Genomic DNA, 14,371 nt, shown 5'->3' with positions numbered 1-14,371 from the left:
AAGGGAATCCATCACCATGGCAGTGGAGATGTTCTACGACGACGCGGCTGACCTGTCGCTCATCCAGGGGCGCAAGGTCGCCGTCATCGGCTACGGCTCGCAGGGCCACGCGCATTCGCTGAGCCTGCGCGACTCGGGTGTCGAGGTCGTCATCGGCCTGCGCGAGGGCTCCAAGTCGCGCGCCAAGGCCGAAGAGGCCGGGCTGACGGTCATGACCGCCGCGGAGGCCGCCAAGTGGGCCGACGTCGTCATGCTGCTGGCCCCGGACACCTCGCAGGCCGCGATCTTCACCGAGGACATCGAGCCCAACCTGAACGACGGCGACGCCCTGTTCTTCGGGCACGGCCTGAACGTCCACTTCGGTCTGATCAAGCCCGCTGACAACATCACCATCGCGATGGTCGCCCCCAAGGGCCCCGGCCACCTCGTGCGTCGTCAGTTCGTCGACGGCAAGGGTGTCCCGGCGCTCATCGCCGTCGAGCAGGACCCGAAGGGTGAGGGAGAGGCGCTCGCGCTCTCCTACGCCAAGGCCATCGGCGGCACCCGCGCCGGCGTTATCAAGACCACCTTCAAGGACGAGACCGAGACCGACCTGTTCGGTGAGCAGGCCGTGCTCTGCGGTGGCACCGAGGAGCTCGTCAAGACGGGCTTCGAGGTGATGGTCGAGGCCGGCTACGAGCCCGAGCTCGCCTACTTCGAGGTGCTCCACGAGCTCAAGCTCATCGTCGACCTCATGTACGAGGGCGGCATCGCCCGCATGAACTACTCGGTGTCCGACACCGCGGAGTTCGGCGGCTACCTCTCCGGCCCCCGGGTGATCGACGCCGGCACCAAGGAGCGCATGAAGGAGATCCTCGCCGACATCCAGAACGGCGAGTTCACCAAGCGTCTCGTTGCCAACGTCGAGGGCGGGAACTCCGAGCTCGAGCAGCTCCGCAAGGAGAACGCCGAGCACCCGATCGAGGTCACCGGCCAGAAGCTGCGCGACCTCATGAGCTGGGTCGACCGTCCGATCACGGAGACCGCCTGAGTGTTGCGGGGGAGTTCCCGGTGAGATGCCTGTAGGGTCCACCGGGATCTGATCCCGAGTGCTTGGAGGACCGTCGTGCGTCACATCAAACGAGGTGTGGGTGCGGCGGTCCTCGCCCTTTGCCTGGCCTCGTCCACGGTCGCCTGTACCTCCGGCTCGTCAGGCGAGGGGCCGGGTGCCCGGGCAGCCGATGAGCAGGGAACGCGGGTGGCCGTGGACACGGACGGCTCGGGCGTGGAGGCGACCGCCCTTCTGTTGGACACCGCTCCCGTGGTCGTCGTGGCCGCCCCGGACGCGGCCGCACAGGCTCGTGCGGCGTCGGTGGCGGTGGGACTCCGGGCGCCCATGTTGACCTCGGTGCCGGGCGGGGACGCGGAGCTGGCCGAGGAGATCGCGAGACTCGGCGCCGAGCGGGTGCTCCGGGTCGGAGACGTCTCGTTCGAACCCGACGACGCCGACGTGGTCGACGCCCCCGGGGACCGCGCCGGGCTCGAGGAACTGACCGGGGTCTCCTTCGAGGCCGAGGTGGATGTTCCCGAGACCCGCATTGACGACACCACCGTCCATCTGAGCCCCGGTGCACCGGCGCTGATGACCTCGGGCACGCCCCTGTCGCGGGACACGGGTGCGGGCTCGGCCGGGGTGGCTGATGCCGAACCGTTCGAGACCGGATCGCCGGCGTGGGCAGGCGACGAGGCTCCCACGGTTCTCGTGCACGACGGAACCCCTGTCGCCGCGATCGCCACCGCCGTGGCCACCGGAGGCGCGGTGTCGCATCTACGCGCGCCGGACCCGCGGGTCGACGGCGGATCGGTGGAGGCCGTGCGGGACGCCGAGGTCATCTACGCGCTCGGGCCGGACTGGGGGAGTGAGGAGGAGGTCGCGGACCGGGTCGAGAAGGCCCGCGCCGTTCCCGAGCTTCCCGGCGGTGGCCAGCTGGTGTTCCCGGGCCGGCGCTTCGTCGCGGCGTACGGTTCGCCGATCACCCCGGCTCTCGGGATCCTCGGTGAGCAGGGACCGGAGGAGAGCGTGGCCCGGGTGCAGAGGTTGGTCGAGCAGTACCAGCCGTACTCCCCCGAACAGGTCGTGCCCGCCTTCGAGATCATCGGCACCGTCGCTTCCGGCGCGCCGGGTGACGACGGGAACTTCACCAACGAGTGGGGCCCGGAAGAGTTCGAACCGCTGGTCGACGCGATCACGGCCGCCGGCGGCTACGCGGTGATCGATCTGCAGCCCGGAATGGCCGACATGGTCGACCAGGCCAGGATCTTCGAGGACCTGCTGAAGCGACCGGACGTGGGGCTCGCGCTGGATCCGGAGTGGAAGCTGAAGCCGGGGCAGCAGCCCGGGGCCCAGATCGGGTCGGTGGATGCCGAGGAGATCAATCGCGTCGTGGACTGGCTGGCTGATCTGACCAGGGAGTCGGGCGGACCCCAGAAGCTCCTGATCCTCCATCAGTTCAGCACGGCGATGATCTCGAACCGCGAACAGATCGACACCTCGCGGCCCGAGTTGGCCATCGCGCTGCACGCCGACGGCCACGGCACCCCGGACCTCAAACTGGGGACGTGGGACGCCCTGCGTTCAGGCCTGTCGCCCGACATCCGGTTGGCGTGGAAGAACTTCTACGACGAGGACACCCCCACCTTCACGCCGGAGCAGACGATGGCGGTCGAGCCCAGGCCGTGGTTCGTCTCCTTCCAGTGACCGGCTGAGCCGGGTGGGTCAGGCGCGGAGGATCCGCCGCGCCACGTGCTGCCCGGCCATGCCGTGGACGCCGGGGCCGGGCGGGGTCGAGCCGGAGGCGTGCCAGACGCCGGGGATCCCGGTGGCGAACGGATCCACGCGCGGGACGGGGCGGGCGATCAGCCCGCGTAGGTCCACCCGGCCACCGGCGATATCCCCGCCGAGGTGGTTCGCATTGTGCTCGGACATCCGGGAGGCCGGAGTGCAGTGCGTTGCCACCACCACGTCGCGCACGCCCGGGGCGACGGCCTCAAGCGCGTCCAGGACCTGCTCGGTCTGGTCCCGCTCCGAGAACGCCGGGACGTGGGCGTAGGTCCAGAGTGGCCGGCGGCCGTCGTCGGCGATGCGGCCGGGGTCCGTGACCCACGGCTGGGAGATCAGGATCATCGGCTTGTCGGCATGGCGGCCGGCCGACACCTCACGTTCGGCGAGCCGGATGGCGTCGGTATCGCCACCGAGATGCACGGTGCCCGCCTCGCGGAGCCGGGCATCTCGCCACGGCACCGGCCCGGAGAGAACGAGATCAACCTTGGCCGCCGCGCCGCCCATGGGGACGCGGTTGAGACGGCGAGCGCGTCGGGCCGTGGCGGGCGAGGGCGAGGACGCCAGCAGGATCGAGCCCAGTCCGCGCGGCGAGGTGGTGAACACGACGTGCGGGGCGTCGAGTTCTGCCAGGCCACCGATGCGGACGCCTGTTCGGATCACCCCGCCGGCAGCGTGCAGTGCGTCGGCGAGTGCGGCCGTGAGCGCGCCGCTCCCACCCGCCGGAAGGGCCCAGCCCAGGGGGGCGTGGAGAAGTGATCCGAGAACGAGGCCGGCCGCCGTGGCGGCCGGTGAGCCGAGCGGGGTGATGGCGTGGGCGGCGATCCCGGACATCAGCGTCCGCCCGTCGGTGCCCAGTGAGTCCGGCAGCGCACCCCGGGGGTGTGCGCGGACGAAGGCGCCGGCGAGTGCTGCGGTGGCGGCCGGGGACGGGACGGAACGCTGGTCCGACAGCGCTGCGGCGGCCACCTCGACGGGTCGACGGGCGAGCGCGCCCATCAGAGACCACCACGCGGCTGCTTCCCGCACTGAGCCGAACCCGGCCGCGAGGGCACCCGGAGCGGGGTCGGTTGGCACGACGATCGCATCCCGGCCGGGCAGCGCGTGCCCCAGCTGCACCGGGGGAGTGACCATCTCGACACCGTGCGCGGCGAGGTCGAACTCGCGGAAGAACGGCGACGCACCGGCCATCGGATGGACGGCCGAGCACGGATCGACGACCAGCCCGTCCCAGTGACCGGACGACAGTGCCCGTTCCCGGTCGGCGCCGGAGAGCAGGTCGGGCAGAGGGACGGTTCGACAACCGCCGCCGATGCTCTCCTGCTCCTCCAGCACGACGACCCGGCGACCGGATCGCGCGCACAGCAGCGCCGCGGCGAGACCGTTCGGGCCGGAGCCCACCACGGCGACGTCCGCGCGTATCCGGCCGGCCGCGCTCACCCGAACAGTTCCAGGCCGTAGCCACGGCGTAGCTCCTCCAGCAGGTTCTCCTGTGACCGGGCCTGGTCCGCGAGCGCGAGCAGGAGGCTCCGGACGTCGCCGGGGAGCATCGTGTCGTCGTCGTCGGGCCCGGGGGCGCGGGCGTCGACGACGGCGGCGTCATCGCCGTCAGCCACCCACGACTCGGCGAGCAACTCCCACATCGACTTCTTCGCCACGACCAGGGTGCGCAGGCTCTCGAGCAGGCCGAGTCTGGTCAGCGGATCGCGCACGATCGGCCCCGCCGGGAGCGCGGCGAGGGCGATCGTCGCCGACGCCCGCACCATGCGGCGGCCCGGCGCACCCACCGGCGAGATCCCCGTCAGCAGGCGCCGCGTTGTGGCGATCTCCCCCTCGAACTGGGGGCGAAGTGGCGCGAGCCGCGCCCTGTCCGCGGGATCGACCGCGCTGATGCACCGATCGAGGATCGTGCGTCCCACCGCGGCGCCGTAGAGGTGCGCACGGAGGTACATCGCCGTCGCCGACCGACCGCGGGTGGGGCGTAGGGCGGCGGCCCGCGACCCGGGGAACCGGTCGGGCCCGGACATCGAACGGTGTGAGCGGGCCATGGGGGCGACCTTCCGATCATCAGGAGAACACCGAGGCTACGGGTGAGGCGTTCGTCACGATAGGCCGTCGAGGTCTCTGTAGGCCACCGGCGGCCACTGGTGAGCGGCGGGGATGGGTGGCCTAGACTGACCGTGCCCGAATTGACACTGAGGAGTTCCCACTGTGACAGCATCCGGACGTCCCGTCGTCCTCATCGCCGACAAGCTCGCCCAGTCGACCGTCGATGCGCTCGGCGACGCCGTCGAGGTCCGATGGGTCGATGGCCCGGATCGCCCGAAGCTCCTCGAGGCGGTCAAGGACGCCGACGCGCTTCTCGTGCGCTCGGCCACGACCGTCGACGCCGAGGTGCTCGCGGCAGCGCCCGGTCTCAAGATCATCGGCCGTGCCGGCGTCGGCCTGGACAACGTCGAGATCCCCGCGGCCACCGAGCGCGGCGTCATGGTCGTCAACGCCCCCACGTCGAACATCCACTCCGCCGCCGAGCACGCGGTGGCGCTGCTGATGTCCGCCTGCCGCCAGATCCCCGCGGCCGACGCGACGCTGCGCGAGCACACCTGGAAGCGCAGCTCGTTCAACGGTGTCGAGTTGCTCGGCAAGACCGTCGGCGTGGTCGGACTGGGCCGGATCGGACAGCTCGTCGCGCAGCGGCTGGCGGCGTTCGAGACCAACCTCATCGCCTACGACCCGTACCTCCCGGCCGCACGCGCCGCACAGCTGGGTATCGAGCTCGTCGACATCGACGAGCTGGTCGCGCGTGCGGACATCATCACGATGCACCTGCCCAAGACCAAGGAGACCGCCGGCCTCTTCGACGCGGACCGTCTGGCCCGTGCGAAGGACGGCGTCGTGATCGTCAACGCCGCACGTGGTGGCCTGATCGTCGAGTCCGCGCTGGTCGACGCACTCAAGTCCGGCAAGGTCCGCGCCGCCGCGCTCGACGTGTTCGACACCGAGCCCTGCACCGATTCGCCGCTGTTCGAGCTCTCCAACACCGTCGTCACCCCGCACCTGGGCGCCTCCACCAGCGAAGCCCAGGACCGCGCCGGCACCGACGTCGCCCGCAGCGTCCTCCTCGCCCTCCGCGGGGAGTTCGTCCCGGATGCGGTCAACGTCTCCGGCGGTCCCGTCGGCGATGAGGTCGCCCCCTGGCTCGATCTCGTCCGCAAGGTCGGCCTCGTCTCAGGGCACCTGTGCCCCGGCGTCCCCACCACCGTCAAGGTCGAGGTCTCCGGCGAGCTCGCCGCCGAGTCGGTCGACGTGCTCGGCCTGGCCGCGCTGCGCGGCATGTTCTCCGCCATCACCGACGAGCCGGCCACGTTCGTCAACGTCGGCCAGATGGCCGAGCAGCGCGGCGTCACCCACTCGGTGGAGACCCGCAGCGAGTCCAAGTCCTACCGCAGTACCGTCTCCGTCACGGCCGTGACCGCGGACGGCGCGAGCGCGAGCGTCACCGGCACGCTCTCGGGCCTGGAGAAGGTCCAGAAAATCGTGCGGATCAACGAGCGCGGCTTCGACATGCGTGCCGAGGGGCAGAACCTGTTCGTCCACTACGCCGACCGCCCCGGCGTGCTCGGCCGCGTCGGCTCCATCCTCGGCGGCGAGGGCGTCGACATCCAGGCCGCGGCCCTGAGCCAGGACGCCAGCGGCGAGGGGGCTTCGCTGATCCTGCGGGTGGACCGCGCCGTGGCCGAGCCCACCGTCGACCGGATCGTCTCGGAGCTCAGCGCCACCGCCACCCAGATCAACCTGGACTAGAAGCGAAAAGGAACCGACCACCCTCATGAAGCTGGCAGTCATACCCGGAGACGGCATCGGTGTCGAGGTCACGGCTGAGGCGCTCAAGGTGCTCGACGCACTCGTGCCCGGAGTCGAGAAGACCGAGTACGACCTCGGTGCGCGCCGTTACCTCCGCAACGGGGAGACCCTCACCGACGAGGACATCGCGAGCCTCAAGGAGCACGACGTGATCCTGCTCGGCGCGATCGGCGATCCCCGATCCGTGCCGGCCGGCGTTCTCGAGCGGGGCATGCTGCTCCCGCTGCGGTTCGCCCTGGATCACCACGTCAACCTGCGGCCGTCCAAGCTGTACCCGGGCTCGGCCACGCCGCTGAAGGCGCCCGGCGAGATCGACTTCGTCGTCGTCCGCGAGGGCACCGAGGGCCTCTACACCGGTAACGGTGGCGCCATCCGTGTCGGAACGCCGCACGAGATGGGTACCGAGACCTCGGTCAACACCCGCTACGGCGTGGAGCGCGTCGTGCGCGACGCGTTCGCCCGGGCGACGTCGCGGCGCGGCAAGCTCACGCTGGTCCACAAGACCAACGTGTTGGTCAACGCCGGCGGACTGTGGCAGCGCACCGTCGACGAGGTGGCGCCGGAGTTCCCCGAGGTCGAGGTGGACTACTGCCACATCGACGCGGCGACCATCTACATGGTCACCGACCCGTCGCGCTTCGACGTGATCGTCACCGACAACCTGTTCGGCGACATCATCACGGACCTGGCGGCGGCGGTCACCGGCGGCATCGGGACGGCGGCGTCGGGCAACATCGACGCCTCGGGCACCAACCCGTCCATGTTCGAGCCGGTCCACGGCTCGGCGCCGGACATCGCCGGACAGGGCAAGGCCGACCCGACGGCCGCGATCCTGTCTGTGGCGCTGCTGCTGCGCCACGTCGGCAAGGACGCCGAGGCCGATCGTGTCGAGGCCGCCGTCGAGGCCGATCTCGCGTCGCGAGGCGACACCGAGATCGTCACCGCCGAGGTGGGCGACCGGATCGTGGCGGCGGTCAGCGCCTAGATCCCCCGGTACGGCGCCGGGTGTCCGGGCCGGGTGCCGACGGCCCGCGGGTGTGATTCGCGTGAAGAGGATCACACCGCGGGCCGTCGGCGTTCACAGTGGAGTCATGGACGTCGAACTGGTCGAGGTGCGGGACTTTCTCGCGCGGTGCGCGCCGTTCGATGAGCTGCCCGGGACCGTACTCGATCGACTGCCCGCCAGACTGACCCAGCGCTACCACCGGCGCGGCAGCGTGATCGTCGGGGCGGGGGAGACCAACGACACCCTGCACATCATCCGGTCCGGCGCCGTCGAGATCTGCGACCCGGAGGGCACGCTGCTCGACACCCGCGACGAGGGTGACTGCTTCGGATACTCGACCCTCGCCCACGCCGGACCGTCCCGGTACCGGATGGACGCGGTCGCCGACACACTGCTGCTCGAGATGTCAAGGGAGGTGTTCGACGAGGTCGCGGCCGAGCACCCGGTCCTGAAGGACTTCTTCGGCGAACGCAGCGACAGGATCCGTGAGGACCTCGCCTCCGCGCGGGTGGCGGCCTCCGGGGGCGATGTACTGGGAACGCCGGTCGGGGAGCTGCTGACGCGGGACGCGGTGACCATCGGGCCGGAGGCCAGTATCCGGGAGGCCGCACGGATCATGACCGAGCGCCGGGTCTCGTCGCTGCTGGTGGTCGAGTCCGCCGCGGTGATCGGGATCTTCACCGACCGTGACCTGCGGTCGAAGGTGGTGGCCGTCGACGCCGACACGAGCGCGCCGGTGTCGGCCATCATGAGCCCCGACCCGGTCTCCGTCGACGTCCACACCCGCGCGTTCGATGCCACGCTCCTGCAGATCGATCGCGGGGTCCACCACCTGCCGGTGGTCGACGGCGGGGTGCCGCTGGGGGTGGTGACGTCCGGGGACCTACTGCGCATGGTCCAGGCGGACCCGGTGTATCTGGCGGCGCGGATCGCGCGCGCTCCGGATGCCGCGGCGGTCGCCGGGCTGGCAGAGAGGCTGCCGCCGCTGGTGGGTGAGTTCGTCCGCAGGGGGACGACGCCTCAGGATATCGGCCGCGTGGTCACGGCGACCGCGGACGCCGCCACGCGTCGGCTGTTGGCATTGGCGGAGGAGGAGCTCGGACCCGCGCCGGTCCCGTACTGCTGGGTGGGGCTCGGGTCGCAGGCCCGCGACGAGCTCGGGGTGGCCAGCGACCAGGACAACGCCCTGGTGCTGGCGGACGACGCCGCCACGGTCGCGGGCGCCGACGACTACTTCGCGGCCCTGGCCGATCGGGTCTGCCACGGCCTGGACCGCGCGGGATTCCCTCTGTGCCCCGGAGACGTGATGGCCGCCAACCCCGCGTGGCGTCGTACGACGACGGAGTGGATCAACCAGGTCGCGGACTGGGTCGGCGCCCCGGATCCCGATGCGATGCTCCATGCGCAGGTGTTCTTCGATATCCGGGCCATCCGCGGCCCGGCGGCGCTTCTCGCGCCGATTCGCCGGGATATGCTCGCGCGCGCCAGCGCCAGCCCCCGATTCCAGGCTCACCTGGCGAGGATCGCGTGCGAGTGGCAACCCCCGCTGGGGTTCTTCCGTGGACTGGTGGTGGCCCGCCGGGGCGAGTACCGCAACACGCTCGAGATCAAGGCGGGCGGGATCGCCCCGGTCGTACAGATCGCGCGTCTTCATGCCGTGGCGGCCGGGGTGGAGGAGGTGGCGACGCTGGACCGGCTCGACGCCGCGGCGAGCGCCGGGGGGATCGCGCGTGGCGACGCCGAGAATCTGGCCGAGGCCTTCCGCTTCCTGCGCCGGCTCGCCTACCGACATCACGCCCTCCAGATCGCGGAGGGCAGGCCACAGGACAACAACGTCGACCCGAGGAGCCTGGGTAGCAAAGACCGACACCGACTGCGGGCGGCGTTCCGGATCATCGCCGCGGCGCAGGACGCACTGGCGCTCAAGTACCCGGTCGGACGGATGTGATGGCGTTCGGCCGGCGGGACGGTGAGCGCGGCAGGCGCAGAGCCGCGGCGAAGTTACCGGATGGTGGGCTGCGCCGCTATCTCGAGAGCCCTGTGCCCGACCGGGCGACGCCGGTGGACGAGCTGGCGCTGCTCGCCGTCGATGTCGAGACCACGGGGTTGGACCCGCGGCGCGACAGGGTCCTCGCGGTGGGGTTCGTGCCCGTGGACGGGACGCGGATCGCCCTCGGGGGCGCCGGGGCGGTGTTGGTGCGGGCGGACGCCCGGGGCGACGACGACGGGGTGGGCCAGAGCGCGATCGTGCACGGCATCACGGACGACAGGATCGCCGAGGGCTCGGAGGTGTGCGAGGTGGTTGACCTGCTCTTCGATGCCATGGTCGGTCGCGTGCTGCTCGCCCACTACAGCCCGATCGAGATCGACTTCCTCGGCGCGATGTGTCGCCGTGTGTACGGCGTGCGTCCGCCGCTCGTGGCCGTCGACACCCTCGAGCTGCAGAGGCGGGTGACTCGGCCGGGCATCGACATGGGGTTCACGGCCGACCCCCACCCGGACGACCTCCGTTTGTGGGGAGCGCGCGAGAGATACGGACTGCCGCGGTACCGGGCCCACGACGCGCTCGTCGACGCGGTGGCCTGCGCCGAGCTGTACCTCGCCCAGATCGCCGAGCTCGGGGAGCGCGGGGCGCGCACTCTCCGGGATCTGCGAACGGCCTAGGATCGGGGGCATGCGTCTCGCCCGAATTGCCCACCCGCAGGGGTTCGCCTTCGTTGAGGTCCGTGGTGACGTCTCCGACCCGTCGTCGCTGACCTGCGCGGAGATCTCCGAACATCCCTTCGGCACCCCCGAGTTCACCGGCCGTGAGTGGCCGCTGGCCGATGTACGTCTCCTGGCCCCGATCCTGGCCTCCAAGGTGGTGTGCATCGGCAAGAACTATGCGGAGCACGCGGCGGAGATGGGGGGCGAGGCTCCTGCGGAGCCGTTGATCTTCCTCAAGCCCAACACGTCGGTCGTGGGGCCCGAGGCCGCGATCGCGTACCCGCCGAGCTCGGAGCGGGTCGATTACGAGGGCGAGCTGGCCGTGGTGATCGGTCAGCCCTGTCGCGATGTCTCCGCCGCGCGCGCCCACGAGGTGATCCTCGGCTACACCTGTGCGAACGACGTGACCGCGCGTGATCAGCAGAAATCGGACGGGCAGTGGACCCGGGGCAAGGGCTACGACACGTTCTGCCCGCTCGGCCCGTGGATCGTCACGGATCTCGACCCCAACGGCCTGGATGTGCGCACCACGCTGACGAGCGAGGGCGGCGGCCCGGAGCTGAAGCAGGACGGCAACACCTCGCAGTTCATGCACACCGTCGGGGAGATCATCGAGTACATCAGCCGGGTCATGACGCTGCTGCCGGGCGATGTGGTGCTCACCGGCACGCCCGCCGGTGTCGGTCCGATGCTGCCGGGGGACCGGGTCACGGTCGAGATCGAGGGGATCGGCTCGCTGAGCAATCCGGTCGTCGACCGCTAGTCACATCCGGCAGTCGGTTCTTCCGGCCACCGACACGGCCTCGGCGGCCGGTTCTGCCGGCTCAGGAGACGTTGAACGCCTTGAGTACGGTCCGCAGCTTGGCCCCGGTCTCGGCCACCTCGTCGTCGGGGTCGGAGTCGGCCACGATCCCCCCGCCGGCCCAGGCGACGGCCCCGGTCCGTCCGGCGTCGATCTCCGCACAGCGGATGGAGACCATCCAGTCGCCGTCACCGGAGGCATCGGCCCATCCGACGGTCCCGGCGTAGAAACCGCGTGGGCCCTCGATGCCGGCGATCAGCCGTCTCGCCTCGTCCGTCGGTGTCCCGCACACCGCCGGGGTGGGATGGACCGCGAGTGCCAGATCCAGCGCGGTGGTCCGACGGTCGGCGATGCGGCCGCGGATCCGCGTGCCGAGGTGCCACATCTCGCGGGTGGAGGTGAGCGAGGGACGCGCGGGGATCTCCAGTTCCCCGCAGAGCGGGCCCAGTGCCTCGGCGATCGAATTCACGACGAAGGCGTGCTCGAACGCGTCCTTTCCGGAGTCGCGCAGTGCGCGGGCGGAGGCCTGGTCGACGGTGGGGTCCGCGTCGCGCGGCGCCGAGCCGGCCAGCGGGTGGCACTCGACGACGTCCCCGCGGCGCCGCACGAGCAGTTCGGGACTCGAGCCCACCAGGACTCGCCCGGCGCAGTGGTCGCCGGCGGGGGAGAGGTCCACGAGAAAACCGTCCGCGTGCGAGCTGGAGTCGATCAGCGTGGCACACACGGCATGGGGGTCGATCGGCTCGTCGGATTCCAGCCGGACCGCACGGGCCAGCACGACTTTGCCCACCCCACCGGCGTTGATCGCGGTCAGCGCGGTCGACACCCGTGCCCGGTGCTCGGCGGGGGACGGGATCTCCTCGACGACGCGGGCGCGGGTGCGGATGCCCCGGAAGTAGGCCGGGGGTTCCAGCGGACCGTCGGTGCGGACCACCAGCTCCGGTTCCGTGAGCGCAGCGGGCGTATCGGGCTCGAACCCGATCGCGCCCACGACGAGACCACAGGCGCCGGATCTCAGGGCGAGGGCGGCGTCGGCGGGGTCGGTGAAGGTCTGGAGGACGCCCTGGGTCCGCAGTGAACCGGTAGGCCGGGAGAGCAGGAAGTCCGGCGCGGTCACGGGACGGCCGACGTCGGGGGTGTTCCCTGACGCCACGGCTGGCCTCCCTCGACTCGGGCACCCCGTGGATCCACGCCCCGGCGGCGCCCACGAGTACTCGGTTGATCCTAGGCCGGTCCTCGCCGGGGGTGGGAGGCGGGATCGTCACTAGGATGGTCGCCATGACCGCCTCGAACGTTCGCGTCCGCTTCTGTCCGTCTCCCACCGGGACCCCCCACGTGGGTCTCGTCCGAACCGCCTTGTTCAACTGGGCCCATGCCCGGCACACGGGAGGGACGTTCGTCTTCCGGATCGAGGACACCGACGCCGCGCGCGACTCGGAGGAGTCCTATGAGGCGCTGCTCGACGCGCTGCGGTGGCTCGGGTTGGACTGGGACGAGGGCCCGGAGGTCGGAGGGCCGTACGCGCCGTACCGCCAGTCCGAGCGTCGCGACCTCCACCTGGATGTCGTGCGCAGACTGGTCGAGTCCGGGGAGGCCTACGAGTCGTTCTCCACGGCGGAGGAGGTCGAGGACCGCCACCGTGCGGCCGGACGTGATCCGAAGCTGGGATATGACGGTTTCGATCGTGACCTCACCGAAGAGCAGAAGCAGGCGTACCGCGATGAGGGACGTGGCGCGGTGGTCCGTCTCCGGATGCCGGACGAGGACTTGGGGTGGGACGACCTCGTCCGGGGCGAGACGGTGTTCAAGGCGGGCACCGTCCCGGACTTCGCGCTGACGCGTGGGAACGGCATCCCGCTCTACACCCTGGTCAACCCGGTGGATGACGCCCTGATGAAGATCACGCACGTCCTGCGCGGTGAGGATCTGCTCAGCTCCACACCGCGCCAGATCGCCCTCTACCGGGCGCTGGAGCGCATCGGCGTGGCGGACGGCGTGCCCGCGTTCGGGCATCTGCCGTTCGTGATGGGTGACGGGAACAAGAAGCTGTCCAAACGCGATCCGCAGTCGGACCTGTTTCTGCACCGCGACCGCGGCATGTTGCCCGAGGGACTCCTCAACTACCTCGCGCTGCTGGGCTGGGGTCTGTCGGAGGATCGGGACGTGTTCTCGCTCGGGGAGATGGTGCACGCGTTCGACATCCGCCAGGTCAACGCCAACCCGGCCCGTTTCGACCAGAAGAAGGCCGACGCGATCAACGCCGAGCACATCCGGCAGCTGCCGGCCGAGGAGTTCGCGCGCCGGTTGCGTGAGTTCCTCGTGGCGCACCCCGCAGAGGACGGGTCGACCCTCCCGGAGAGCCTTGACGGCGATCGTTGGTCGACCGTCGCGGAACTCCTGCAGACCCGCATCGTGGTGCTGTCCGACGCGTGGGACCTGATCCGGTTCCTCGTCGTGCCGGAAGCGGAGTTCGCGGTCGACCCGCAGTCGGCGGCCAAGAACCTCAAGGCCGAGGCGCGGGAGGTCGTGGACGCGGCCGTGGCGGCGCTGGAGGGGCTCGGGGAGTGGACCACGTCGGCCATCGAGGCCGCGCTGTCCGCCGCGCTCGTGGAGGAGCTGGGGATCAAGCCGCGCAAGGCCTACGGCCCGGTGCGCGTGGCGGTGACGGGATCGCACATCTCGCCGCCGCTGTTCGAGTCCCTCGAACTGCTCGGTCGCGAGGCCACGATCGCTCGCCTGAAGGCGGCGCCGATCGCGGATTGACCAGCCGATTTGCATTCACCCCACAGGGGTTTGATAGTCTCTTCGAGGTTGCTTCGGAAGGGGCAGCCGAGTGAATTCAGTGGCCTATGGTGTAATTGGCAACACAGCGGTTTCTGGTACCGTCGTTCTAGGTTCGAGTCCTGGTAGGCCAGCTGAGCGCGTCTGACGCGTTCCGCAGCGAGATCCGTAACGGATCCGCGTCCTAAGCCCCCGTCGTCTAGCGGCCTAGGACGCCGCCCTCTCACGGCGGTAGCGTGGGTTCGAATCCCATCGGGGGTACAACGCAGAAGGCGCCCGGAGCACATGCTCCGGGCGCCTTTCTCGTCTCGTCGGGTGTCGCGGGCTAATGGGGGCTAGTGGCCAAAATGTGTGTATAGCGCTGGGCGTGTCGGGGTTGGTTAGTGGCTGGTTC

General features: G+C 70.6%; 11 protein-coding genes and 2 tRNA genes. 10 read left to right on the top strand and 3 right to left on the bottom strand.

What is annotated here, in order from left to right; all coding sequences use genetic code 11:
• The first annotated feature begins 16 nt into the window (after nt 1-16).
• Nucleotides 17-1,030, top strand: a complete 1,014-nt coding sequence (gene ilvC / locus ACWGLC_RS10985; RefSeq protein ID WP_230928711.1) for a ketol-acid reductoisomerase — start codon at nt 17-19, stop codon at nt 1,028-1,030.
• Nucleotides 1,031-1,105: 75 nt separating this feature from the next.
• Nucleotides 1,106-2,737 carry a hypothetical protein gene (locus ACWGLC_RS10980; RefSeq protein ID WP_452099947.1) on the top strand — a complete coding sequence of 544 codons (1,632 nt, stop codon included), beginning with the start codon at nt 1,106-1,108 and terminating at the stop codon, nt 2,735-2,737.
• Between the two features lie 18 nt (nt 2,738-2,755).
• Here the strand turns inward: ACWGLC_RS10980 and ACWGLC_RS10975 are convergent, their stop codons facing one another.
• Together ACWGLC_RS10975 and ACWGLC_RS10970 are read right to left on the bottom strand one after the other, a co-directional pair.
• On the bottom strand, nt 2,756-4,258 hold the full coding sequence (locus ACWGLC_RS10975) for a phytoene desaturase family protein (RefSeq protein WP_452099946.1): 1,503 nt from the start codon (nt 4,256-4,258) through the stop codon (nt 2,756-2,758).
• Nucleotides 4,255-4,866: a hypothetical protein gene (locus tag ACWGLC_RS10970; RefSeq protein WP_452099945.1), complete on the bottom strand. Its 612-nt coding sequence runs from the start codon at nt 4,864-4,866 to the stop codon at nt 4,255-4,257. The genes ACWGLC_RS10975 and ACWGLC_RS10970 overlap by 4 nt, the downstream gene beginning before the upstream one ends.
• 163 nt (nt 4,867-5,029) lie before the next feature.
• Between ACWGLC_RS10970 and serA the strand changes: the two genes are divergently transcribed.
• From serA to ACWGLC_RS10945, 5 genes are all read left to right on the top strand, one after another.
• The gene (gene serA, locus ACWGLC_RS10965) at nt 5,030-6,622 is read left to right on the top strand and encodes a phosphoglycerate dehydrogenase (protein ID WP_452099944.1); all 1,593 of its coding nucleotides are present in this window, start codon (nt 5,030-5,032) and stop codon (nt 6,620-6,622) included.
• A gap of 25 nt (nt 6,623-6,647) precedes the next feature.
• Nucleotides 6,648-7,667 (top strand): 3-isopropylmalate dehydrogenase, encoded by a 1,020-nt coding sequence (locus ACWGLC_RS10960; RefSeq protein WP_452099943.1) that lies wholly within the window; start codon nt 6,648-6,650, stop codon nt 7,665-7,667.
• 106 nt (nt 7,668-7,773) lie between these two features.
• Complete coding sequence (locus ACWGLC_RS10955) at nt 7,774-9,636, top strand: DUF294 nucleotidyltransferase-like domain-containing protein (protein WP_452099942.1); 1,863 nt, start codon at nt 7,774-7,776, stop codon at nt 9,634-9,636.
• Nucleotides 9,636-10,352 carry an exonuclease domain-containing protein gene (locus ACWGLC_RS10950; protein WP_452099941.1) on the top strand — a complete coding sequence of 239 codons (717 nt, stop codon included), beginning with the start codon at nt 9,636-9,638 and terminating at the stop codon, nt 10,350-10,352. Before ACWGLC_RS10955 ends, ACWGLC_RS10950 begins: the two co-directional genes overlap by 1 nt.
• Nucleotides 10,353-10,362: 10 nt before the next feature.
• Nucleotides 10,363-11,157, top strand: a complete 795-nt coding sequence (locus tag ACWGLC_RS10945) for a fumarylacetoacetate hydrolase family protein (RefSeq protein ID WP_452099940.1) — start codon at nt 10,363-10,365, stop codon at nt 11,155-11,157.
• Nucleotides 11,158-11,218: 61 nt separating this feature from the next.
• Here ACWGLC_RS10945 and ACWGLC_RS10940 read toward each other — a convergent pair whose 3' ends face one another.
• A complete protein-coding gene (locus tag ACWGLC_RS10940; protein ID WP_452099939.1) occupies nt 11,219-12,349 on the bottom strand; it encodes an isochorismate synthase in 1,131 nt (376 codons plus the stop codon).
• A 125-nt stretch (nt 12,350-12,474) separates the two neighbouring features.
• Between ACWGLC_RS10940 and gltX the strand changes: the two genes are divergently transcribed.
• The 3 genes from gltX to ACWGLC_RS10925 all read left to right on the top strand — a co-directional run bounded on the left by gltX (nt 12,475) and on the right by ACWGLC_RS10925 (nt 14,238).
• Nucleotides 12,475-13,959: a glutamate--tRNA ligase gene (gene gltX / locus ACWGLC_RS10935; RefSeq protein WP_452099938.1), complete on the top strand. Its 1,485-nt coding sequence runs from the start codon at nt 12,475-12,477 to the stop codon at nt 13,957-13,959.
• An 80-nt stretch (nt 13,960-14,039) separates the two neighbouring features.
• A tRNA-Gln gene (locus ACWGLC_RS10930) sits at nt 14,040-14,111 on the top strand.
• Nucleotides 14,112-14,165: 54 nt separating this feature from the next.
• Nucleotides 14,166-14,238: transfer RNA gene (locus tag ACWGLC_RS10925), tRNA-Glu, on the top strand.
• Nucleotides 14,239-14,371 lie beyond the last annotated feature (133 nt).

Source organism: Dietzia sp. NPDC055877 (genome assembly GCF_053615975.1).
Note: the sequence above shows the minus strand (reverse complement) of the source record. Positions and strands in the feature narration are given on the sequence as shown.